This is a genomic window from Falsiroseomonas sp. CW058 (assembly GCF_050563535.1).
Taxonomy (GTDB): domain Bacteria; phylum Pseudomonadota; class Alphaproteobacteria; order Acetobacterales; family Acetobacteraceae; genus Falsiroseomonas.
This window is the reverse complement of record NZ_JBNXUO010000003.1, coordinates 157,253-179,601: the sequence shown is the minus strand read 5'-3', so window position 1 is coordinate 179,601 and position 22,349 is coordinate 157,253. Positions and strand designations below refer to the sequence as shown.

23 protein-coding genes and 1 tRNA gene are annotated in these 22,349 nt (G+C 72.8%); 14 read left to right on the top strand and 10 right to left on the bottom strand.

The features are described 5' to 3' along the window. Positions 1-5 precede the first annotated feature (5 nt). The 3 genes from ACK8OX_RS04260 (at position 6) to ACK8OX_RS04250 (ending at position 4,549) form a co-directional block, all read left to right on the top strand. The gene (locus tag ACK8OX_RS04260) at positions 6-278 is read left to right on the top strand and encodes a succinate dehydrogenase assembly factor 2 (RefSeq protein ID WP_430662679.1); all 273 of its coding nucleotides are present in this window, start codon (positions 6-8) and stop codon (positions 276-278) included. Continuing rightward, positions 278-3,877, top strand: a complete 3,600-nt coding sequence (gene mfd / locus ACK8OX_RS04255; protein ID WP_430662678.1) for a transcription-repair coupling factor — start codon at positions 278-280, stop codon at positions 3,875-3,877. Before ACK8OX_RS04260 ends, mfd begins: the two co-directional genes overlap by 1 nt. Positions 3,878-3,946: 69 nt before the next feature. Further along, on the top strand, positions 3,947-4,549 hold the full coding sequence (locus ACK8OX_RS04250) for a hypothetical protein (RefSeq protein WP_430662677.1): 603 nt from the start codon (positions 3,947-3,949) through the stop codon (positions 4,547-4,549). A 3-nt stretch (positions 4,550-4,552) separates the two neighbouring features. Here ACK8OX_RS04250 and ACK8OX_RS04245 read toward each other — a convergent pair whose 3' ends face one another. Both ACK8OX_RS04245 and ACK8OX_RS04240 read right to left on the bottom strand, forming a co-directional pair. Continuing rightward, positions 4,553-5,212 carry a DsbA family oxidoreductase gene (locus tag ACK8OX_RS04245; RefSeq protein ID WP_430662676.1) on the bottom strand — a complete coding sequence of 220 codons (660 nt, stop codon included), beginning with the start codon at positions 5,210-5,212 and terminating at the stop codon, positions 4,553-4,555. Positions 5,213-5,347: 135 nt separating this feature from the next. Continuing rightward, entirely contained in the window at positions 5,348-5,518 is a 171-nt protein-coding gene (locus ACK8OX_RS04240; RefSeq protein ID WP_430662675.1) for a hypothetical protein, read from the bottom strand. A 228-nt stretch (positions 5,519-5,746) separates the two neighbouring features. Between ACK8OX_RS04240 and ACK8OX_RS04235 the strand changes: the two genes are divergently transcribed. Further along, a complete protein-coding gene (locus ACK8OX_RS04235; protein ID WP_430662674.1) occupies positions 5,747-5,953 on the top strand; it encodes a hypothetical protein in 207 nt (68 codons plus the stop codon). Between the two features lie 78 nt (positions 5,954-6,031). Here the strand turns inward: ACK8OX_RS04235 and ACK8OX_RS04230 are convergent. Next, a tRNA-Ser gene (locus ACK8OX_RS04230) sits at positions 6,032-6,121 on the bottom strand. A gap of 145 nt (positions 6,122-6,266) precedes the next feature. On the opposite strand from ACK8OX_RS04230, the gene ACK8OX_RS04225 reads away from it, so the two are divergent. The 10 genes from ACK8OX_RS04225 (at position 6,267) to mazG (ending at position 16,383) form a co-directional block, all read left to right on the top strand. Beyond that, positions 6,267-7,280 (top strand): lipid A deacylase LpxR family protein, encoded by a 1,014-nt coding sequence (locus tag ACK8OX_RS04225; protein WP_430662673.1) that lies wholly within the window; start codon positions 6,267-6,269, stop codon positions 7,278-7,280. A 59-nt stretch (positions 7,281-7,339) separates the two neighbouring features. Then, positions 7,340-8,305, top strand: coding sequence for a lytic murein transglycosylase (locus ACK8OX_RS04220; protein WP_430662672.1), 966 nt, complete (start codon positions 7,340-7,342; stop codon positions 8,303-8,305). Then, positions 8,302-9,219, top strand: coding sequence for an RlpA-like double-psi beta-barrel domain-containing protein (locus ACK8OX_RS04215; protein ID WP_430662671.1), 918 nt, complete (start codon positions 8,302-8,304; stop codon positions 9,217-9,219). The genes ACK8OX_RS04220 and ACK8OX_RS04215 overlap by 4 nt, the downstream gene beginning before the upstream one ends. A gap of 81 nt (positions 9,220-9,300) precedes the next feature. Then, the gene (locus ACK8OX_RS04210; RefSeq protein WP_430662670.1) at positions 9,301-10,512 is read left to right on the top strand and encodes a D-alanyl-D-alanine carboxypeptidase family protein; all 1,212 of its coding nucleotides are present in this window, start codon (positions 9,301-9,303) and stop codon (positions 10,510-10,512) included. 7 nt (positions 10,513-10,519) lie between these two features. Further along, complete coding sequence (tmk, locus tag ACK8OX_RS04205; RefSeq protein WP_430662669.1) at positions 10,520-11,146, top strand: dTMP kinase; 627 nt, start codon at positions 10,520-10,522, stop codon at positions 11,144-11,146. Beyond that, positions 11,146-12,204 carry a DNA polymerase III subunit delta' gene (locus ACK8OX_RS04200; protein WP_430662668.1) on the top strand — a complete coding sequence of 353 codons (1,059 nt, stop codon included), beginning with the start codon at positions 11,146-11,148 and terminating at the stop codon, positions 12,202-12,204. The genes tmk and ACK8OX_RS04200 overlap by 1 nt, the downstream gene beginning before the upstream one ends. Before the next feature lie 29 nt (positions 12,205-12,233). Beyond that, entirely contained in the window at positions 12,234-13,781 is a 1,548-nt protein-coding gene (gene metG, locus ACK8OX_RS04195; RefSeq protein ID WP_430662667.1) for a methionine--tRNA ligase, read from the top strand. Next, a complete protein-coding gene (locus tag ACK8OX_RS04190) occupies positions 13,778-14,563 on the top strand; it encodes a TatD family hydrolase (RefSeq protein WP_430662666.1) in 786 nt (261 codons plus the stop codon). Before metG ends, ACK8OX_RS04190 begins: the two co-directional genes overlap by 4 nt. Further along, positions 14,560-15,390, top strand: coding sequence for an MBL fold metallo-hydrolase (locus tag ACK8OX_RS04185; protein WP_430662665.1), 831 nt, complete (start codon positions 14,560-14,562; stop codon positions 15,388-15,390). Before ACK8OX_RS04190 ends, ACK8OX_RS04185 begins: the two co-directional genes overlap by 4 nt. A 198-nt stretch (positions 15,391-15,588) precedes the next feature. Continuing rightward, on the top strand, positions 15,589-16,383 hold the full coding sequence (gene mazG / locus ACK8OX_RS04180) for a nucleoside triphosphate pyrophosphohydrolase (RefSeq protein WP_430662664.1): 795 nt from the start codon (positions 15,589-15,591) through the stop codon (positions 16,381-16,383). A 210-nt stretch (positions 16,384-16,593) separates the two neighbouring features. Here mazG and ACK8OX_RS04175 read toward each other — a convergent pair whose 3' ends face one another. The 7 genes from ACK8OX_RS04175 to ACK8OX_RS04145 form a co-directional block, all read right to left on the bottom strand. Next, positions 16,594-17,556, bottom strand: a complete 963-nt coding sequence (locus tag ACK8OX_RS04175; RefSeq protein ID WP_430662663.1) for a pirin family protein — start codon at positions 17,554-17,556, stop codon at positions 16,594-16,596. A 115-nt stretch (positions 17,557-17,671) separates the two neighbouring features. Continuing rightward, positions 17,672-18,139, bottom strand: a complete 468-nt coding sequence (greB, locus tag ACK8OX_RS04170) for a transcription elongation factor GreB (RefSeq protein WP_430662808.1) — start codon at positions 18,137-18,139, stop codon at positions 17,672-17,674. A gap of 85 nt (positions 18,140-18,224) precedes the next feature. Next, positions 18,225-19,064 (bottom strand): inositol monophosphatase family protein, encoded by an 840-nt coding sequence (locus ACK8OX_RS04165; RefSeq protein ID WP_430662662.1) that lies wholly within the window; start codon positions 19,062-19,064, stop codon positions 18,225-18,227. Next, complete coding sequence (gene hflX / locus ACK8OX_RS04160) at positions 19,061-20,389, bottom strand: GTPase HflX (protein WP_430662661.1); 1,329 nt, start codon at positions 20,387-20,389, stop codon at positions 19,061-19,063. Before hflX ends, ACK8OX_RS04165 begins: the two co-directional genes overlap by 4 nt. Then, the gene (gene hfq / locus ACK8OX_RS04155) at positions 20,373-20,729 is read right to left on the bottom strand and encodes an RNA chaperone Hfq (protein WP_430662807.1); all 357 of its coding nucleotides are present in this window, start codon (positions 20,727-20,729) and stop codon (positions 20,373-20,375) included. The genes hflX and hfq overlap by 17 nt, the downstream gene beginning before the upstream one ends. 59 nt (positions 20,730-20,788) lie before the next feature. Next, positions 20,789-21,466 carry an HAD family hydrolase gene (locus ACK8OX_RS04150; RefSeq protein ID WP_430662660.1) on the bottom strand — a complete coding sequence of 226 codons (678 nt, stop codon included), beginning with the start codon at positions 21,464-21,466 and terminating at the stop codon, positions 20,789-20,791. Next, positions 21,463-22,335 carry a D-amino-acid transaminase gene (locus ACK8OX_RS04145; RefSeq protein ID WP_430662659.1) on the bottom strand — a complete coding sequence of 291 codons (873 nt, stop codon included), beginning with the start codon at positions 22,333-22,335 and terminating at the stop codon, positions 21,463-21,465. Before ACK8OX_RS04145 ends, ACK8OX_RS04150 begins: the two co-directional genes overlap by 4 nt. Positions 22,336-22,349: the final 14 nt, after the last annotated feature.

Here is a 22,349-nt window from a genome sequence, read left to right as displayed (position 1 = left end):
CCGACATGCCCGACGCAGCCGAACCGACCCTCGACCCCCGCCGCCGCCGCCTGCGCTACCGCGCCTGGCACCGGGGCACGAAGGAAGCCGACCTGATCATCGGCGCCTTCGTGGACCGCCACATCGCCGCCTTCGACGAAGCGGAACTGGACGAGCTGGAAGCCGTGCTGGAACTGTCCGACGTGGACCTGGCCGACTGGATCAGCGGCCGCCGCCCCGTGCCGGTGGAACTCCGCACCCCGATGCTGACCCGCATCCTGGACGGGGCCGGGCGCTGATGGCCGACATCACGGTCCATGGCGCGCCGGAGGGCTTCGACGCCCTGCTGCTCGCCCGGCGCCGTGCGGAGGCGGCGGGCGCCGTGGTGCATGTCTGCCGCGACGATGCGCGGATGGCGCGGATGGCCGATGCGCTCGGCTTCTTCGCGCCGGGGGTGGAGGTGCTGCGCTTCCCCGCCTGGGACTGCCTGCCCTATGACCGCGTCTCCCCCAACCCTGAGATCGTGGCGGAGCGCGTCGCCACGCTGACGCGCCTGGCGGAGCCGGCGGCCGCGCCGCGCATCCTGCTGACCACGGTGAATGCCCTGGTGCAGAAGGTGCCGCCGCGCGCCGCCTTCGCGGGCGCGACGCTGGCGCTGCGCAAGGGCGGCCGGCAGGACCCGTTGAAGCTGGCGGAATTCCTGGAGGCGAACGGCTACCACCGCACCGGCACGGTGATGGAGCATGGCGAATACGCGATGCGCGGCGGCATCGTGGACCTGTTCCCGGCGGGCGAGGGCGACCCCGTGCGGCTCGACCTGTTCGGCGACGAGATCGAGACGATCCGGCGCTTCGACACCGCCACGCAGCGCAGCGGCGAGGCTTTGCAGGCCCTGGTGCTGCGCCCGGTGGGGGAGATGTTCCTCGACCCCGCCAGCATCAGCCGCTTCCGCACCGCCTATCGCGACCTGTTCGGCAATGCGGCGGGGGACGACCCGCTCTACGTGTCGGTCAGCGCCGGCCGCAGGCATCCGGGGATGGAGCACTGGGCGGGGCTGTTCCACGACGCGATGGAGACGTTGCTCGACCATCTCGGCGACCAGGTCTCGGTCTCCTTCGACTACCAGTCGGAGGACGCGCTGGCGGTGCGGATGGAGATGATCGCCGACCACTACGAGGCGCGGCGGATGCCCGCGCGGGAAGGCGAGACGCCGTACCGCCCCGCGCCGCCGGACCGGCTGTACCTCGACCTCGATGCCTGGGAAGGGATGCTGGAGCCCGCGCAGGTCTTCCGCTTCTCCCCCTTCAACGCGCCGGAATCGCAGGGCGCGGTGGATGCGGGCGGCCGCGCGGGGCGGCTGTTCACCGATGTGCGCGCGGAAGGCCGCAACGTCTTCGCCGCCTATGGCGAGCACGCGCAGGCGCTGGCGCGGCGCGGGATGCGGCCGGTGCTGGCCGCCTGGACGCGGGGTTCGCGCGAGAGGCTGGCGAACCTGCTGCGGGAGAACGACGTCGCCTGCGAGACGGTGGACGACTTCGCGGGCGTGCAGCGCCTGCCGCAGGGCGTGGTCGCGCTGGCCGTCATCGGCGTGGAACGCGGCTTCGTCTCCGACGGCATCGCGCTGGTGGGCGAGCAGGACCTGCTGGGCGAGCGCATCGCGCGGCCGCCGCGGCGGCGCAAGCGCGCCGACCAGTTCATCGCCGACGCGACCGAGATGGCGGAGGGCGACCTGGTGGTGCACCAGGACCACGGCATCGGCCGCTACGACGGGCTTGCCACCATCGACGTGAACGGCGCGCCGCATGAATGCCTGCGGCTGATCTACGACGGCGGCGACAAGCTGTTCCTGCCGGTCGAGAACATCGAGGTGCTGTCCCGCTTCGGCTCGGACCAGGCGGGCGTCGCGCTCGACAAGCTCGGCGGGTCGTCCTGGCAGGCGCGCAAGGCCAAGGCGAAGTCGCGCATCGCCGACATGGCGGCGGCGCTGATCCGGGTGGCGGCGGAACGGCGGATGAAGGACGCGGTGTCCGCCATCCCGCCGGAGGGCGCGTGGGACGAGTTCTGCGCCCGCTTCCCCTTCGCCGAGACCGAGGACCAGCAGCGCGCCATCGCCGACGTGCTGGAGGACCTGTCCGCCGGACGGCCGATGGACCGGCTGGTCTGCGGCGATGTCGGCTTCGGCAAGACGGAAGTCGCGCTGCGCGCCGCCTTCTGCGTGGCCATGTCGGGGTCGCAGGTGGCGGTCGTGGTGCCGACCACGCTGCTGTCCCGCCAGCACGCCCGCACCTTCACCGCCCGCTTCGAGGGGCTGCCCGTGAAGGTCGCCCAGCTGTCCCGCATGGTCACCGCGAAGGAAGCCCAGGCGGTGCGGGAAGGGCTGAAGTCCGGCGACATCAACATCGTCGTCGGCACCCACGCGCTGCTGGCCAAGGCGGTGGAATTCGCCGACCTCGGCCTCGTCATCGTGGACGAGGAGCAGCATTTCGGCGTCGCGCACAAGGAACGGCTGAAGCAGTTCAAGGCCGATGTGCATGTGCTGACGCTGACCGCGACGCCGATCCCCCGCACGCTCCAGCTTGCGCTGACCGGCGTGCGGGAGATGAGCGTGATCGCGACGCCGCCGGTGGACCGGCTCGCGGTCCGCACCTTCATCATGCCCTGGGACGGCGTGGTGATCCGGGAGGCGATCCAGCGCGAACGCTTCCGCGGCGGGCAGGTCTTCTGCGTGGTCCCCCGGCTGGAGGACCTGCCGAAGGTGCGCGAGCGCCTGGCGGAGATCGTGCCGGAAGCACGCGTGGCCGACGCCCACGGCCGGCTTGCGCCCACCGAGCTCGAGCGCGTGATGACGGAGTTCGGCGACCAGAAATACGACATCCTGCTGTCCACCAACATCGTGGAGAGCGGGCTCGACATGCCGGCGGTGAACACGCTGCTGATCCACCGCGCGGACATGTTCGGCCTGGCGCAGCTGTACCAGCTGCGCGGGCGCGTCGGGCGCGGCAAGCAGCGGGGCTATGCCTACCTCACCTGGCCGCAGACCCACCGGCTGAGCGCGGCTGCCGAGAAGCGGCTGGAAGTGATGCAGACGCTCGACAACCTCGGCGCCGGCTTCACGCTCGCCTCCCACGACCTCGACATCCGCGGCGCGGGCAACCTGCTGGGCGACGAGCAGAGTGGCCACATCCGCGAGGTCGGCATCGAGCTGTACCAGCAGATGCTGGAGGATGCGGTTTCCGACCTGCGGGCGGGCGCGGGGCGCGACAAGGCCGAGGAGGACAGCCGGGACTGGACGCCGCAGATCAATCTCGGCCTGCCGGTCATGCTGCCCGAGGCCTATGTCCGCGACCTTCCCGTGCGGCTCGGCCTCTACCGCCGCATCGGCGCCCTCCAGACGGAAGCCGAGATCGAGGCCATGGCCGCCGAACTCGCCGACCGCTTCGGGCCGCTGCCGGCCGAGGCGGAGACGCTGCTGCAGGTGGTGTGGCTGAAGGCGCTCTGCCGGCAGGTGGGGGCGGAGAAGCTGGATGTCGGCCCGAAGGGCATCGTCCTTGCCTTCCGGGGCAACCGCTTCGCGAACCCGGCCGGGCTGATCCAGTGGGTGGCGGGGCAGGGGGGGGCGGTGAAGCTGCGGCCGGACCACAAGCTCGCCCTCGCGCAGGAGATGCCCTACGAGGCGCGGATGCGGGAGGCGCGGCGCCTGCTGACGGCGCTGTCCGAGGTCGTGCAGGGCCGCGTGCCGGCCGCGCCGAAGCAGGCGGCCCCGCCGCCGAAGCCGGCCGCCCCCGCGCAGAAGCCCGCCGCCCCCAAGAAGAACGTGTTCGGGCGGCCCGCCATCCCGCCCGCGCCGAAGGGGGCCGCGACCCGGCCCATCCCGCTGCCGGGCCGCTGGAAACGCTGACCGGTCGATTCATGGGTCTGTTACGCGGACCGGGCAGCATGGGGCGCATCACCGGCAGGGAGGCGCGCCATGTCGCACGGCTTGCACTACGGCTACCAGGTCTTCGACGCCCATCTGGGCTCCGTCGTCCGCCCCGGGGAGGAGGTGATGTTCCTCGCCGACCGGTCGGGCGCCATGCGGCCGATCAACATCGGGGAGAGGACGTACCGCATCTTCGGGCCCAAGGGCGCGATCGTGAACTGGATGGTGGCGCATGGCACGCAGCGGGTGCGCGTCGGCCGCGGCTTCGCCGGCGCGCACCACCTGGCGCTGACGCTGCACCGCCCGCAGAAGACCTGGCACGAGATGGTGTCGGGCGTCACCGGCAGCGTCGCCGGCGCCTTCATGCCCGCTGGCGCCTTCGAGCACGCGCACAGCGCGATGGAGATGCTGCACGCAGCGCATGAGGTGCATGGCGGCGCGGGCGACATGCTGGGCGGGCGGGAGGTGCGGGCACCCGCCGCGGGGGCGGAGCCGAAGCACTACCTGCTGCCGGGGATGACCGCGCCGAAGATCCTCGACATCTCCCTCGGCGTGTCCCGCACCGAGAAGGAGGCCTGCATCAAATGGGCCGAGACCGGCCAGGGGGAGCTGACCTTCTCCCAGATCGCGGCCTGGATGTTCGGCAGCTGAGGGTCAGCCCTCGACCACGGCGACGTCTAACAGGCGTTCCAGCACCTCCGGCTCCTGCGCGCCGGCGATGGCGTGGCGGCCCTGCACGACGAAGCAGGGCACGCCATTGATGCCAAGGCGGTGGGCGCGGAGGTTGTCGGCATGCACCGCCTCCGCCTCCTGCGGCCCGGCCAGCGCGCGGCGGGTGGCCAGCGGGTCCATGCCGAGCGCGGCCGCGATGGAGCCGAGGGCGGCGTGGTCGCCGATGTCCTGGCCGTCGCAGAAATAGGCATCGAACAGCGCATCCACCGCTTCGTCGGCCAGGCCCTGCCGGGCGGCCATGCGCACCAGGCGATGCGCGTCGAGGGAGGGGGGAATCCGGCGGATCTGCTCGAACCGGAAGGCCACGCCCTCGGCCCGGCCAAGTTCGGCGATGGTGGCATGCAGCCGCCGGGCGCGTTCCTCCCCGCCGAACTTGCGGGTCATGTAGTCCTGCCGCGGCACGCCACCCGGGGCGATGTCCGGGTTCAGCAGGAAAGGGCGCCAGCTGATGTCGGCCGCCACGTCCGGGCGCGCGCGCAGCGTGCGCTGCAGGCGGCGGGTGCCGAGGAAGCACCAGGGGCAGACGAGGTCGAAGACCACCTCGATCTGCAGCCGGGCGCGGGGCGGGGCAAGGACGTTCACGCCCGTGAACCTAGCACCACCACCGCCTGCGATGCACCCCGGTCACGACGTCGCGTACGGGGTCCGGGGCGGGGGGCATGGGGTGCCTCGGCTTCGCGAGGGGATGCGGGCGGCGCGGGGTTGCGCGCGCGCCGCCTACCAGGTCGGAAGCGGGTCGTAGGGCTTGATGGTCGGCGCCGGCCGCCATTCGGCATGGACGGCATAGCCCACGCCCGCGGTGGCGAGCAGGACCGCCACCGCCGCATAGAGCAGCAGCCACCGACCCCGGGACGGGCGCGGCGCCTCATGGTTCGACATCGACTCCATGGGCGGAGAATGCCGCCGGCCCGAGCCGAAGTCTACTGAAGGTTGTGTCAGAATCGCCAATGCCCGAATTGCGTGCATTTGACCGGGCGCGCGACCTTCCCATGACGGATAGCAGGCACGGGGCATCCTGTCGCCCCGGGGCAGACGCCACCAACCGGGAAACGCACGCGCTCGTATCGAGTTGAAGGCCGGACGCCATCGGGCGGCGGATCGGGAAGGGCGTGCAGGATGGCGCGGTTGCTGTGGACCACCGGTGTTCTGCTCGTCACGCTCGGCCTCGCCGCGCGGGCCTTCGGCTGGGATGCGCTGCTCTGGCTGCCCGAAGCCGCGATGCGGGCCGTGGAGGCGGACCCGGCGACCTACGGCCTCGTCGCCCTCGGGCTGGTGCTGATGGTGCTGGCCTGGCTGATCCGTCGCTGGCGGGGGCAGGGGTGAGCGACCGCCGCAGCGGGACGCCACCCATTCCCCGACGCGGAGTGGGCCGGCGTTTCCCGCCACGCCCCCCCGAGGAACTGGCGGACAGGGTGGGATTCGAACCCACGGTGGGCTTGCACCCACGGCGGTTTTCAAGACCGCTGCCTTAAACCACTCGGCCACCTGTCCAGGGCTGGCGCGCAGGGCGCGGCCGGGTGGACCATGCCGGGGCCGGCTGCCCGGGTCCAGAGCGGATCGTGCCGGCGCAGACGTGACGGCGCGTGCCGCCGCGGCTGGTGGACCGCGCCGGCCGGCCCGTGCCAGATGGGGCATCATGCGCGCAACCCACATGCTGCTGCTGGCGGCCTGCCTGCTTCATTTGTCCGGCGCGACCGGCCATGCTCAGGCCCCGGCGGGGCCGCTCGGCGGGTGGAACCTCACGCTCTCCTACGAGAACGACACGCTCGGCGGCACCGATCGCTACTACACCTCGGGCCTCCAGATCGCCGCGCGTTCGCCGACCAGCGAGCCGCCCGGCCTGCTGCGTTGGCTGGACGACCGGCTCGACGCCTGGGGGTGGGGCGGCGATGTGCGCTGGGGCTTCGGCCTCGGCCACCAGATCTATACGCCGCGCGACACGCTGACCCCGCGCCCCGATCCGCGCGACCGCCCCTATGCCTCCTTCCTCTACGGCGCGCTGGTGCTCCAGCGGCAGGAGAGGGACGCGCTGAACACATTCGAATTCCAGCTCGGCGTGGTCGGTCCCTCGGCGCTTGGCGAATTCGTGCAGAACAACATCCACGACCTCATCAAGGACTACTCGGCCAATGGCTGGGACCGGCAGCTGAAGGACGAGCCGGCCGTGAACCTGGTGTTCGAGCGCATCCACCGCCTGCCGCCTGCGCGGCTCGGGCGGCTGGAGGCGGACCTGCTGCCGGCGGTCACGCTCAGCCTCGGCAATGTCGCGACCTATGCCGGCGCCGGGGTGACGCTGCGGCTGGGGCAGGGGCTGGATGCGGATTTCGGCCCGCCGCGCATCCGGCCCGCCCTGGTGGGATCGGCCTTCGTGGACCCGCCCACGGCGGGGCGCGACTTCGGCTGGTATGTCTTCGCCGGGGCGCAGGGCCGCGCGGTGGCGCGCGACATCTTCCTCGACGGCAACAGCTTCCGCGACGGAACGCCCTCGGTCGACCGGCGGCCCCTCCTCGGCGACCTGTCGGCCGGGCTGGTGGTGCATTGGCGGGGGCTGCGGCTCGCCTACAGCCAGGTCTTCCGCTCCGAGGAGTTCTACGGCCAGCGCGGCGGCGCGCAGAGCTTCGGCTCGCTCGGCCTCACCGCACGGTTCTGACGTTCCGCCAAGCGGCGCCGCGTTGCCGACGCGGCCCCGGCTGTGGCATCCAGCGCGGCATGTCCCTGACCCGGCGACTCGCCCTTTCCGCTGTCCTGGCCGGCCTGGCCAGCCCGTCCCAGGCCGCGACCCAGAGCTTCGAGGCCTTCCTGGAAGGCCTGCGCGCCGAGGCGCGGCGCGCCGGCATCTCGTCCGCGACGCTGTCGCGCGCGCTGTCCGGCATCCGTCCCAGCGACCGCGTGCTGGAACTCGATCGCCGCCAGCCGGAATTCACCCAGACCTGGGAACAGTACCGCGACGCGCGCCTGTCCCAGACGCGGATCGACGCCGGCCGTCGCGCCTTCGCCGACAACCGCGCGACGCTGGAGGCGGTGCAGGCGCGCTTCCGCGTCAGCCCGCGCGTCATCGTGGCGATCTGGGGGCTGGAGACCAACTACGGCGGCTTCACCGGCAACTTCAACGTCATCGAGGCCCTGGCGACGCTGGCCTGGGACGGCCGGCGGGCCGACTACTTCCGCCGCGAGCTGCTCGCGGCGCTCCGCATCCTCGATGCCGGGCATGTCGCGCCGGACCGCATGCGGGGAAGCTGGGCGGGCGCGATGGGCCATCCGCAATTCATGCCGTCCAACTTCGACCGGCTTGCGGTGGACATGGACGGCGACGGCCGCCGCGACATCTGGGAAAGCCGGGCCGACGCGCTCGGCTCCATCGCCAACTACCTCGCCCGGTCCGGCTGGCGGGAGGAGGAGCTGTGGGGGCGGGAAGTGGCGCTGCCGGCCGGCTTCGACCCGAACGACGCCCGGCGGGAGAACACGCGCCCGTTGCGCGACTGGGCCAGGATGGGCGTGCGCAGGCCGGATGGAGGCGCGCTGCCCGTCGCCGACGTGGAAGCCGCCATCCTGCTGCCGGGCGGCGCGGGGGGGCAGGCCTTCGCGGTCTATCCGAACTTCAACGTCATCCGCCGCTACAACCCGTCGAACTTCTACGCGCTTGCCGTCGGGATGCTGTCCGACCGGGTCGCGTGAGGGGGGGCTGGCCGACCGGGCGGCGCGCCCTCGGCGCGCTGGCGCTGGCTGCGCTCGCGGGCTGCGCGCGCACGCCGCCGCTGCCGCAGGCCCAGCCGCGGGTGGTGGTGGGGGAGCCGTACCAGATGGGCGGCGTCTGGTCCTACCCGCGGGAGGATTTCGGGCTGGTGCAGACCGGCCTCGGCGCGGTCGCCACCGACCAGCGCGCCGGCCGCCGCACCGCGAATGGCGAGATCCACGACCCTGCCGCGCTGATGGCGGCGCACCGCACGCTGCAATTGCCCGCCATCCTGCGCGTGACCAACCTGGAGACGGGGCTGGAGCTCGACCTCCGCGTGAATGACCGCGGGCCGCAGAACCCCGGCCGGGTGCTGGAGGTGTCGCGCCGCGCGGCGGAGCTGCTGGGCCTCCGCCCCGGCGCGGCGGCGCAGATCCGGATCGCGGTCCAGGCCGAGGCGAGCCGCGCGCTTGCCGCCGGGCTGCCGCAGCCCGAAGCGCAGGCCCTGCAGGTTGCGGCCGCACCGGTGGGCGCGGTCGGGCGCGAGGACCTGGCCCCGCCCCCCGGCGCCAGCCAGGCCGCCCGACTGCGCGAGGCGCGGCCCCTGCCGGGCGCCCGGGCCGAGGTCGTGGCCGCGGGCAGTGCCGCCGCACCGCCGGACCGCCTGCCGGAACGCGTCACCCGCACCGCCCCCGCGCCCGGGCGGCTGTATGTGGAGGCCGCAAGCTTTTCCCGCCGCGACCTGGCGGAACGGCAGGCGGCGCGCATCGGCGGGCGGGTGGATGCGATCGGCCCACGCAACCGGCAGACCTTCCGGGTTCGGATCGGGCCGCTGAATTCGGTGGCGGAGGCCGACAGGGCGCTTGAGGGAAGCCTCCGCGCCGGCGTATCCGACGCACGGATCATCGTTGACTGAGGGAGTCCGGGACACCGGGCGCCGCCGGGGTGCCCGGCGGGGGCCGGGCCCCGGCTGGACCACCGAAGGGGGACCATCGCCATGCGCCGTCGAGACCTGATGGCCGCCGCTGCCGGCGTCACCCTCGTCGCGGGGGACGCCGCCGCGCAGCAGCGCCCCGCGCAGCCGCCCGCCCAGCGCCAGCCGCGCCAGCCCGCGCCGCCGCCCTCCACCCCGGCCAGTTCGCCGCTCGGCCCGGTGGACACGCTGGCGCGGCAGGTGATCCTGATCGATTTCGACACCGGCGCGGTGCTGCTGGAGAAGAACCCGGACGAACGGATGCCGCCGTCCTCCATGTCGAAGCTGATGACGATGTACGTCGTCTTCGAGATGCTGAAGCAGGGCCGGCTGCGGCTGGACCAGATGCTGCCGGTCAGCGAACGCGCCTGGCGCATGGGCGGCAGCAAGATGTTCGTCCAGATCGGCACGCAGGTCAGCGTGGAGAACCTGGCCCGCGGCGTCATCGTGCAGTCGGGCAACGACGCCTGCATCGTGCTGGCCGAGGGGATCAGCGGCAGCGAACAGCAATTCGCCGAATTGATGAACGAGACGGGGCGCCGGATCGGCCTGCGGAACAGCAACTTCCGCAACGCGACCGGCTGGCCCGACCCCGAGCACCGCATGACGGCGCGCGACCTGGCGACGCTGGCCCGGCGCATCGTCGCCGACCATCCCGAATACTACCGCTTCTACAACGAGCGCAGCTTCCGCTGGAACGACATCACGCAGGAGAACCGCAACCCGACGCTGGCGCGGGTGCCGGGCGCCGACGGCCTGAAGACCGGGCACACGGAGGAAGCCGGCTACGGCCTGACCGCCAGCGCGATCCGCGGCGGGCGCCGGCTGATCCTTGTGGTGAACGGCCTGCCCTCCATGCGCGTCCGCGCGGAGGAGAGCGAGCGGCTGATGGAATGGGGCTTCCGCGAATTCGACAACGTGGTGATCTTCCGCGCCGCCGACACGGTGGAGGAAGTGCCCGTCTACCTCGGCGACCGCGCCACGGTGCCGCTCGTCTCGGGCCGTGACCTGGTGCTGACGCTGCCGCGGCAGTGGCGCCGCAACCTCCAGGCGCGCGTCCGCTACGAGGCGCCGGTGCCGGCGCCGATCAGCAAGGGGCAGGAGATCGGGCGCCTGCTCGTCTCCGGCCAGGGCGTGCCGGAGATGGAGGTGCCGCTGATCGCGGGGGCGGATGTGGACCGTCTCGGCCTGCTGCCGCGTATCCCGGCGGTGATCGGGCGCTGGTTCGGGTCGTGAGCCGCGCTTGAGCCGGGGCCGCTTCATCACCTTCGAAGGCGGAGAGGGCGGGGGGAAATCGACCCAGGCCCGGCGGCTCGCCGCGCATCTCTGCGAACTCGGCCTGCCGGTTCTGCTGACGCGCGAGCCCGGCGGCTCCGCCGGGGCGGAGAGCATCCGCACCCTTCTGCTAGGCGGCCGCGGCTTCGACCCGGTGGCCGAGGCGATGCTGATGTTTGCCGCCCGGCGGGACCACCTGGTGGCCAGCATCCGGCCGGCGCTGGGCGCGGGCATGTGGGTGGTCTGCGACCGCTTCGCCGATTCGACCCGCGCCTACCAGTGCCACGGCCAGGGCGTGCCGGAGGAGGCGTATCGGCGTCTCGCCGACCTCGCGCTCGAAGGGCTGGCGCCGGACCTGACGCTGGTGCTGGACCTGCCGCCCGCGACCGGGATGGCCCGTGCCGCAGGGCGCGGCCTGGCGGCTGACCGGTATGAGCGGCTGGACGCCGGCTTCCACGCCCGGGTCCGGACCGGCTTCCTCGCTATCGCCGCCGCCGAACCCGGACGCTGCGCGGTGATCGACGCGGCGGCGGAGGAGGAGGCGGTGGCTGCCGCCGTGCGGGAGGCGGTCGCCCGCCGCCTCGGGCCCGCCTGATGGCGCGCGCGCCGAAGGCGGTGGTGGTCGAGGAGGACGAGGACCGGGCGGTCCGCGCCAACCCCGACCTGCACGGGCACGCGGCCGCCGCGGCCACGCTGGAAGCCGCGGCCCGGTCGGGCCGTCTGCCCCATGCCTGGCTGCTGGCGGGGCCGCCGGGGATCGGGAAGGCGACGCTCGCCTACCGCTTCGCGCGCTGGCTGCTTTCCGACGGCGCGGCGCGGCCGCCGGGGCCGGCGCCGCTGCATCTCGACCCCGGCGAGCCGACCTTCCGGCGCATCGCGGCCGGCGCGCATGCCGATCTGCGGGTGCTGCGGCCGACCGCCGAGGGCGGGGTGAAGCGCGTGATCCGCGTGGAGGAGGTGCGCGCGGCGCTGCGTTTCATGGCGATGACGCCGGCCGAGGGGGGCTGGCGCGTCGTGCTGGTGGACGGGGCCGAGCTGCTGCGGACCGAGGCGGCGAACGCGCTGCTGAAGACGCTGGAGGAACCGCCGCCGCGCAGCGTGCTGCTGCTGACCTCTGCCGCGCCGGACCGGCTGCTCGTCACCATCCGCAGCCGCTGCCGCCGGCTGGACCTGGCGCCGCTTGCCGCGGCCGAGACGGCACGGGTGCTGGACACCCTGCTGCCGGCCTTGCCCGCGGCCGAACGGCAGACCCTGGCCCGGCTGGCGGAAGGCTCGCCGGGCCGGGCGGTGCAGTTGGCGGAAGACGAGGGGCTCGCCTTGCAGCAACTGGTCGAGGGCGTGCTGGAGGGGTTGCCGGCAGGAGACCGCCGCCGCTGGCACCAGCTGGCCGAGACCGTCGCCGCCAAGCGCGACGGGTCGTCCTTCGTCACCTTCGTCGCGCTGCTGCGGCGCGCCATCTCGGGCGCGGTGCGGCATGCGGCGCGGGGCGGGGAGGGGGCTGCGCCCGGCTGGCTCGCGATCCGTCCGCTTGCCGAGTGGTCCACCCTGTGGGATAGCCTCGGCCGCCTTGCCGCCGAGACGGATGCGCTCAGCCTGGACCGCAAGCAGGCGGTGCTCACGATGCTCGGCTGGCTCACCCCGCCGCGGCGCTGAGGGCGCCGGGGCCGACCGGAAGACATCCCGTGACTGGCGACGCCGAACAGCGGCCCTGCTTCATCACCACCCCGATCTACTACGTGAACGACCGGCCCCATATCGGGCATGCCTACACCTCGCTGGCTGCCGACGTGCTGGCGCGGTGGCGGCGGCTGGAGGGGCGCCCGGTCTTCTTCCTGACCGGCACCGACGAGCACGGCCAGAAGGTGGAGAAGGCGGCGCGTGACGCGGGGATGGACCCGCAAGCCTTCTGCGACCAGGTCAGCCGCCATTTCCGCGACCTGACGGCCACCATGGCCCTGTCGGTCGACGACTTCATCCGCACCACGGAGCCGCGCCACAAGGTCGCCTGCGCCGCGCTGTGGGACGAGCTGGTCCGGCGGGGCGAGATCTACCTTGGCGACTACGAGGGCTGGTACGCGGTGCGCGACGAAGCCTTCTACGGCCCGGACGAGCTGACCGAGCGGGACGGCGTGAAATACGCGCCGAGCGGCGCACCGGTGGAGTGGGTGAGGGAGCCGTCCTACTTCTTCCGTCTCTCGGCCTGGGGCGAGCGGCTGCTGGCCTTCTACGAGGCGAATCCGGACTTCATCCTGCCCGCAGGGCGGCGGAATGAGGTGATCGCCTTCGTAAAGTCGGGGCTGGGCGACCTGTCCGTCTCCCGCACCTCCTTCCGCTGGGGGGTTCCGGTGCCGGGCGACGATGCGCATGTGATGTATGTGTGGCTGGATGCGCTGACGAACTACATCACCGCCGCCGGCTATCCCACTGATTCTGCAAGATTTGCGACCTGGTGGCCGGCCGAGCTCCACTTCGTCGGCAAGGACATCCTGCGCTTCCACGCGATCTACTGGCCGGCCTTCCTGATGGCGGCCGGCCTGGCGCCGCCGGGGCGCGTCTTCGCGCATGGCTGGTGGACGAATGAGGGGCAGAAGATCTCGAAGTCGCTGGGCAACGTGATCGACCCGGTGCGGCTGGTGGAGGAGTTCGGCCTGGACCCGGTGCGCTACTTCCTGCTGCGGGAAGTGCCCTTCGGCCAGGACGGCGATTTCAGCCGCGCCGCGCTGGTCGCGCGCAACAACGGGGAATTGGCGAACGCGCTCGGCAACCTCGCGAACCGCACCCTGTCGCTGATCCAGCGGAACTGCGACGCGACCCTGCCCGGACCGGCGGTGCGCGGCGCCTCCGACGCGACGCTCGGCGCGCTGGTGGACGGGCTGGCGGCGACGGTGGGCGGGCATCTCGAGCGCCAGGAATTCCACCTGGCGCTCGACGTCGTGCTGGCCGCGGTGCGGGAAGCCAATGGCTATGTCACGGTCGAGCAGCCCTGGGCGCTGAAGAAGACGGACCCGGTCCGCATGGCCGCCGTGCTGCGCATCTTGCATGACGCGCTGCGTGCCTTCGCCACCGTGTTGCAGCCCTTCATGCCGGGCAGCATGGCGAAGCTGCTGGACCAGCTCGGCGTGCCGGAGGAGGCGAGGGGGCTCGGCGCGCTCGCCACCCCGCTGCCGGGCGGCCTGGCGCTGCCGCCGCCCGAACCGCTGTTCCGGAAGATCGAGGCGCCGGCCGCGTGAGCACCTACATCGTCGATTCCCATTGCCACCTGGACCATTTCCAGGCGGGCGAGGAGCAGGATGCGGTGGTGGCCCGCGCGGCGGCGGCGGGCATCGGGCGGATGGTGACGATCGGCACGAGGTTAGGCGAACAGGCGGCGACGGTTCGCGCCATCGCCGACCGCCACGCGCAGGTCTTCGCCACCGTCGGCATCCACCCCCACAATGCCGGCGAACGAGACGCACCGACGGTCGCGGAATTGCTGCGGGAGGCAGACCATCCCAAGGTGATCGGGCTCGGCGAGTCGGGGCTCGACTACTTCTACGACAAGGCGCCGCGCCCGGCGCAGGCGGAGGGCTTCCGTGCCCATATCGCCGCCGCGCGCGAATCCCGCCTGCCGCTGGTGGTGCATGCGCGCGACGCCGACGAGGACATCGCCGCGATCCTGGAGGATGAGCATGCGAAGGGCGACTTCCCCTTCGTGCTGCATTGCTTCTCCTCGGGCGCCGAACTGGCGCGTAGGGCGGTGGCGATCGGGGGGTATGTCTCCTTCTCAGGGATGCTGACCTTCCCGAAATCGGACGCGATCCGCGCCATCGCGGCGGAACTGCCGGCGGAGCGGCTGCTGGTGGAGACGGACAGCCCCTACCTCGCCCCCGTGCCCTTGCGGGGAAAGCGGTGCGAGCCCGCCTATGTGGCGCATACCGCGGCAAGGCTGGCCGAGGCCCGCGGCCTCGGCATGGCGGCGCTGGCGGAGCTGACGACGGCGAATTTTCACCGTCTGTTCCAGCGGTCCCGATGATCCCAGCGGCCGAAGCCGGGCCGCGGGCGCCGGGCCTGACCGTGACCCTGCTGGGCTGCGGCGGCAGCGGCGGCGTGCCCCTGCTGGGCGGCCCGGGCGGACGCGGCGACTGGGGCGCCTGCGACCCGGCGGAGCCGCGCAACCGCCGCACCCGCAGCGCGGCGCTGGTGGAGAGCGGCGGGCGACGGCTGCTGGTGGATGCGGGGCCGGACCTGCGGGCGCAGATGCTGGCCAACGGAATCGACCAGGTGGAGGCGGTGGCGATCACGCATACCCATGCCGACCACATCATGGGGCTCGACGACCTTCGCATGGTCAACCGGATCCGGGGAACGGCAATCGAGCTGTTCGGCACCTATGTCACGCTCGCCGAGCTGAAGGGGCGCTTCGAATACGCATTCCGCCCGCCGACCCCGCCCGGCTTCTACCGCCCGGCGCTCGCCCCCCGCGCCGTGGCGCCGGGGGAGGTGGTGCCCATGGCGGGCCTGCCGGTCAGGGTGCTGCGGCAGGACCACAAGGTGATGGAGACGCTGGGCTTCCGCATCGGCAGCTTCGCCTATTGCACCGACGTGGTGGCATTCCCCGAGGAGAGCCTGGCGGCGCTCCAGGGACTCGACACCTGGGTGGTCGGCTGCTTTCAGCGCCGGCCGCACCCGGTCCACGCCCATGTGGCGCAGGTCCTGGACTGGGTGGCCCGCCTGAGGCCGCGGCGGACCGTGCTGACCCATATGGGCAACGACATGGACTGTGCCTGGCTGCGCGCGAACCTGCCGCCCGGGGTGGAGCCGGGCGCCGACGGGATGGTGCTGGAGGTTCCGGCCGCCTGAGCAGGCGTCCGGCCAGGCCGCGGTTTCCCCCGGCTTTTCCACACCCCGATATTTTCCATAATATATCTTATGCGATATCTACGGCTGTGGATGACCGGTGTCGATGGCGTGCCGCGGTGCATCGCGTCGCCCGCCCGCCCTGCTTGCCGAAGTCGCCGCCGCGCGGGAGACCGGGTCCGCAAGATCAGGAGCTTCCCGATGCCCGACCCCGCGACCGCGCTGAACCGCCTGCTGGACATCATGGCCCGGCTGCGGGCGCCGGATGGCTGCGCCTGGGACCAGGCGCAGGACTTCGCGACAATCGCGCCCTACACGGTCGAGGAAGCCTACGAGGTCGCCGACGCGATCGCCCGCGGCCCGGACTTCGCCGCCTTGCTGGACGAGCTGGGCGACCTGCTGTTCCAGGTGGTCTACCACGCGCAGATGGCGGCCGAACTGGGTCATTTCGGCTTCGCCGAGGTCGCGCAGGCCATCTCCGCCAAGATGATCCGCCGCCATCCCCATGTCTTCGGCGAGGCGGAGCAGCGCAGCGCCGAGGGCCAGGTCGCCGCCTGGGAGGTCCAGAAGGCCGCCGAGCGGGCGGCGCGGGCGGAAGCGGGCGTGCTGGCCGGCATCCCCCTCAACCTCCCTGCCCTGACCCGCGCCAACAAGCTCGCCCGCCGGGCCGCCCGCGTCGGCTTCGACTGGCCGGATGCCGGCGCCGTGCTCGACAAGCTGGAGGAGGAGGCGGCGGAGCTGCGGGCGGAGCTGCCCGGCCAGGACAAGGCGCGGCAGGCGGATGAGCTGGGCGACCTTCTTTTCGTGGTCGTGAACCTGGCCCGCAAGCTGGACCTGGACCCCGAGGCCTGCCTGCGGGCCGCCAACACAAAGTTCGAGCGGCGCTTCGGCGCTGTGGAGGCGGCACTCGCCGCCGAGGGCCGCGCACCGGGCGATGCCACGCTCGGGGAGATGGAGGCCGCGTGGCAGGCGGCGAAGGCTGGCGAGGCAGGCTGACGCCGAGGTTGTAAATCGAATTTACAACTTAGGACCTGAGGGCTGCTTCCTGTAGTAGCACTACATCCCACTGTCGTAGTGCTGCTTCCCGCTGGGGGCCTGTGGGGAAAAACGGGAACATATCGCCTGGACGCGGCGCAGCCGGCGCGAACCCCCTTCCCGTCTTCCTGCCCTCCATGCAGCCAGGCCCACCGCGGCCGCGTTGGGCTCTCAGCTTGTCGGCGAACCCTCGGACAGCGCCGTAACGGTCCCCGCCGGCACGGATCGCCGCGCGGGCAGCGGGATCCAGTCCCGTTCGTCCCCCGGCACCGGCGCGCCAAAGCGGTCGCGCGCCCAGTCGGCCTTGGCCTGCTCGATCCGCTCGCGGGAGGAGGAGACGAAGTTCCAGTAGAGGAAGCGCGGCCCGTCCATCGCGGCCCCGCCCAACAGCAGCAGCCGCGCGCCGAGCGGACCCGCGGTCAGCGCCAAGCGGTCCCCGGCACGGAACACCAGCATCTGGCCCGGGCCGAAGCGGTCTCCGGCGACGTCCACCTCGCCCTCCAGCACATAGGCCGCGCGCTCCTCATGCCCATCGGGCAGCGGCAGGGCGGCGCCCGGGGCGAGCGCCGCATCCGCGTAGAACAGGTCGGACCCGGCCGCGACGGGCGCCCGCTCGCCCCAGCCGGTGCCGGCGATCAGCCGCAGCCGCAGCCCGGTTTCCTGGACCACCGGCAAGCTCGCCGCGGGGTGGTGGGCGAAGCCGGGCGCCGTCTCCTCCTCCGCGCGCGGCAGGGCGACCCAGGACTGGATGCCGAACAGCCGGTGCGGCGCGGCGCGGCGTTCCGGTGCCGTGCGCTCGGAATGGACGATGCCGCGGCCCGCGGTCATCCAGTTCACGTCGCCCGGCGCGATCGGCTGCCGGGTGCCGAGGCTGTCGCGGTGCAGGATCTCGCCCCGGAACAGGTAAGTCACCGTGGCCAGGCCGATATGCGGGTGCGGCCGCACATCGAGGCCGCGGCCGGCGAGGAACTCGCCCGGGCCCATCTGGTCGAAGAAGATGAAGGGCCCGACCATCTGCCGCCCGGTGGCGGGCAGTGCGCGGCGCACCTCGAAGCCGCCGATGTCGTGGACGCGCGGCAGCAGCACCGTCTCGATGCCGGGCGGCAGCGGATCGGTCGGGTCGGCGGCATTCATCGGGCGCTCTCCTTTGGGTGGCCAACAGGAGATGGGAGGGCCGGCGCAGGCCGCGAATCACGCCGGGCGATCGGCCTCATCCAAAGGGCGGATGACGCTGCCGCCGGCCGGCCGGTCAGGCGGCGGGATAGGCGATCGCCACCACCTCGACCTCCTCGGCCCCGGCCGGGGTCCGCAGCTTCCGCGTGTCCCCCACGCGGGCGCCGAGCAGCGCGCGGGCGACGGGCGCCACCCAGGAGATGCGGCCGGCCTCGGCATCGGCCTCGTCCACGCCGACAATGGTCACCGTCACCTCGGCATCGTCGGACAGGCGCGCATAGGTGACGGTCGCACCGAAGAACACCTGGTCGCGCCTCGCCTGGGCGGCCGGGTCCACCACCTGCACGCGTTCCAGGCGCTTGTGCAGGAAGCGCACCCGGCGGTCGATCTCGCGCAGGCGGCGCTTGCCGTACTGGTAGTCGGCATTCTCGGACCGGTCGCCGAGCGCGGCGGCCCAGGACACCACCTCCACCACCTTCGGTCGCTCCTCGTCCCAGAGCCGGCGGAGTTCCGCCCGCAGCGCCGCGGCGCCGGCGGGTGTCATGTAGAAGGGGGTGCCGGGCGGCAGGCCGGGCGGGCCTTCGTCATCCTCCTCGTCTTCGGCGGGGCTCGGCACGGGGGTTGGCGGCTCAATCCTCGCCGAGCAGGGCGGCGCGGGCGGCCTCCCAGCTGGCGCGGTCGGGGGCGCAGAGCAGCCCGCCGCCGGTCTGGTGCCCGGCCTCATAGGGGCTGCCGTCGAAGCGCGCGGCATGGCCGCCGGCCTCGCGGTGGATCAGCCAGCCCGGCGCGTGGTCCCAGGGCATCAGCTTGTTGTAGACCAGCAGATGCGCGTGGCCGCCGGCCGCCAGGCGGTATTCGTGCGCGGCGCAGCGGTAGTTCACGGTCGCCGCCAGCCGCGGCAGGCGCGAGGCGACGCGCGACTTCAGCGGCTCCGGCATCCACCCCCAGGACACGGCGCCCACCATGCGGGCGACCGGGGCCGGCGGCGCGACGCGCAGGTCGCCGATGCGGCGGCCCTCCGCATCCTCCACCCAGGCCCCCTGCCCGCGCAGCGCCACGGCGGTGTCGTCGCCGAGCGGGTCGTGGATCCAGCCCGCCACCACCTCGCCCCGCACGAAGGCTGCGGCCATGCAGCCGAACAGCGGCACGCCGGCCGCGAAATTCGCCGTGCCGTCCACAGGGTCCACCACGAAGGCGAGGTCCGCGCCTGCGATGCGCGAGAGCAGCGAGGCATCGGCGGCCGTCCCCTCCTCCCCCACCACCACGCAGCCGGGAAAGATGCGGCGAAGGCCGGCCTCGATCACCCGCTCGGCCGCCTCATCGGCTTCCGTGACCAGGTCGAGCGGGCCGGACTTGACCCGCACCGCCGCGGGCGCGAGCCGGCGGAAGCGGGGCATGATCTCGGCCCGCGCGGCATCGCGCAGCAGCGCCGCCACCTCGCCCACCGCCCGCGCGTCGAGCCGGTTCACGCGCCGCGCTGCGCGTAGCGCGCCCGGTCGGCGCGGGAGAGGCGGACCGTCAGCCGGATCGCGTCCTCCGAATCCTCGCGCCGGACCACCTCGCCATGCTCGTAGAGCCAGGCGAGGGTGGCGCCGTCGCTGGTGGGGACGCTGACCTCCATCGTCTCCATCCCCGCCGCCAGGCGTTCGTCCAGCACGGCGCGGAGCCGGTCGAGCCCGGCGCCGGTCAGCGCGGAGGCGGCGATGGCGCCCGGGATCTCCGGCACCGCATCCACCCCGCCCATCAGGTCGGCCTTGTTCAGCACCTCCACCACGCGGGCCGGCCAGCCCTCGTCGAGGGCGGCGTCGGGGCCCTCGGCCATGTCGGTCAGCACGCCGAGCACGTCGGCGCGCTGGGCTGCGCTGTCGGGATGGGCGGCGTCGCGGACATGGAGGATGATGTCGGCCGCCGCCACCTCCTCCAGCGTGGCGCGGAAGGCCTCGACCAGCTGCGTCGGCAACTCGCTGATGAAGCCCACCGTGTCGGAGAGGATCACGGTGCGGCCGCTCGGCAGCTTGATGGCGCGCATCGTGGGATCGAGCGTGGCGAAGAGCTGGTCCTGCGCATAGACGCCCGCGCCTGTCAGCGCGTTGAACAGCGTGGACTTGCCGGCATTGGTGTAGCCGACCAGCGCGACCACCGGGTAGGGCACGCGTTCGCGCGCCTTGCGGTGCAGGCCGCGGGTGCGGCGCACCTGCTCCAGCTCCTTCTTCAGCTTGACGATCCGCTCGCCGATCAGGCGGCGGTCGATCTCGATCTGGGACTCGCCGGGACCGCCGAGGAAGCCGAAGCCGCCGCGCTGGCGTTCCAGGTGGGTCCAGGACCGCACCAGGCGTGTGCGCTGGTATTCCAGGTGCGCGAGTTCGACCTGCAGCGTGCCTTCCTTCGTGCGCGCGCGTTCCCCGAAGATCTCGAGGATGAGGCCGGTGCGGTCGATGACCTTGGCGCCCCAGGCGCGTTCAAGGTTGCGCTGCTGCACCGGCGACAGCGCGGCATCGACCACCACGACCGCCACACCGTGGCGGTCGCAAGCTTCCTTCACCATTGCGACCTGGCCTTCGCCGAGCAGCGTGGAGGGCCGGGTGCTGCGCAGCGGGTGGATCCCGGTATGGACCACCGTGAGGCCGATCGAGGCCGTCAGGCCGACCGCCTCGGCCAGCCGCGCCTCGGCCGCGCGGTGGGCCGCGCCCTCCCCGCGGACGGAGTGGCGTTCATGCGGCAGGATGACCGCCGCGCGGGTCGGGCCGGGCTCGGTCGGGCGGGGGCCGCCCGCGGCCTCAGTCTCCGCGGCCAACCGGGTTCACCTCGCGCCCAAGGGTCAGGCGGCCTTCGCGGGACGGCGCCGCGCCTTCGGCCGGCGCCGCGCCGGCGGCGCCCGCCGTGCCCTGCGCGCCGGCCTGGGCCGTCGCGTCGAACAGCATGATCGGGGCGCCCGGCATCACCGTGCTGATCGCGTGCTTGTAGACAAGCTGGGTGTGCCCGTCCCGGCGCAACAGGACGGAAAAGTTGTCGAACCAGGTGATGATGCCCTGCAGCTTCACGCCGTTGACCAGGAAGATCGTCACCGGCGTCTTCGACTTGCGGACATGGTTCAGGAAGACGTCCTGAACGTTCTGGGACTTCTCGGCGGCCACGGAGGGTGGATCCTTCTTGTTGGTGGCCTGCTCGGGCATCGCCCGCAGGGCCGAATGCCTCACCTTCTCCCAGGCGCAGGCGATCTGGCAAGTGACGCGAGTGCATGGCAGAGCGCGGTCGCGCTTCCGAACGCGGCATCCGGCGCTGCGTTCGCCGCCCCGCCGTCATGGGCCGCGTCCCCCAGCAGCACGGCCCGGCACCCCGCCGCCCGCGCCGCCTGCATGTCGAGCGCCGTGTCGCCCACATACCAGACATCCGGGCCGGGCGGGACGCCGCAGGCGGCCAGCGCCAGCAGGATCGGCGCCGCATCCGGCTTGTCCGCCGCCGCATCGCCCGCGCCGACCAGCGTGGCGAAGAAGGGGCCCCAGCCGAGATGCGCCGCCTCCGCGCGCAGCAGCGCGCCCCCCTTGTTAGAGACGACACCCTGCGGCCCGCAGAGCGCCGCCGCTTCCAGCGCCGCCCGCGCGCCCGGCATGGGCGACAGCACGCCGAGGTGGCAGGCGCGCACCTCGGCGTAGAAGATGTCCCGCGCCCTTTCCCACTCCGCGCCGAACATGCCGGGGAAGGTGTCCCGCAGCGACCCGCGGACGCGCGCCAGCACCTCCGCGCGGTCCCATTCCGGCATGCCGAAGGCACGGAAGGTCGCGTTCAGCCCGCGCTCGATCGCCGCCCAGCCATCGACCAGGGTGTTGTCCCAGTCCCAGAGCACGCAGCGGGGGGCGGCAAGGTCGCTCACGCCGCGTTCTTCTGCGCGCCCTTGACGTGGCGGGCGAAGATGTCGAACAGCCGCCGGACCACCGGCCCCACCTGCCCGTCCCCCACCGGCGCGCCGTCGATGCGGATGATCGGCTTCACGAAGGAGGTGGCGGAGGTGATGAAGGCCTCCCGCGCGCGGCGCATCTCGTCCAGCGTGAAGGCGCGCTCGTCATAGGCGATGCCGGCCTGGCGCAACTCCGCCATCAGCGCGCCGCGGGTGCAGCCGGGCAGGATCACCTGGTCCAGGTGGCGGGTGCGGATCGCCCCCTGCTCATCGACGATCCAGAAGGTGGTGGCGGCGCCTTCCGTCACCATCCCCGTCGCCTCGTCGTAGAGGATCGCCTCGATCGCGCCGCGTTCCTTCGCGGCCTGGCGCGCCAGGCAGTTCGGCAGCAGGTTGACGGACTTGATGTCGCGCCGCGCCCAGCGAAGGTCCGGCAGGGTGATGCAGGACGCGGCCCAGCGGTCCACGTCGGTCGGATAGGGCGCGATGCGCCGGACGGTGACGACCAGCGCCGGCGGCACCGGCTTCGCCGGGAAGGCGTGGTCGCGCCGCGCGACGCCGCGCGTGACCTGCATGTAGAGCAGGCCTTCCGTCACCCGGTTCCTCGCCGCCACCTCCCGCAGCACCACCGACAACGCGGCGCGCGACATCGGCATGGGCAGCCGGATCTCCCGCAGGCTGCGCTCGAGCCGGGCGAGGTGCAGGTCCTCGTCGACGTAGCGGCCGTCATGCAGGTGGACGACCTCGTAGATGCCGTCGCCGAACTGGTAGCCGCGGTCCTCGATGTTCACCGAGGCCTCGGACTGGGGAAGGTAGCGGCCGTTGACATAGGCGATGCGGGACATCGGGGCGTGCCTGT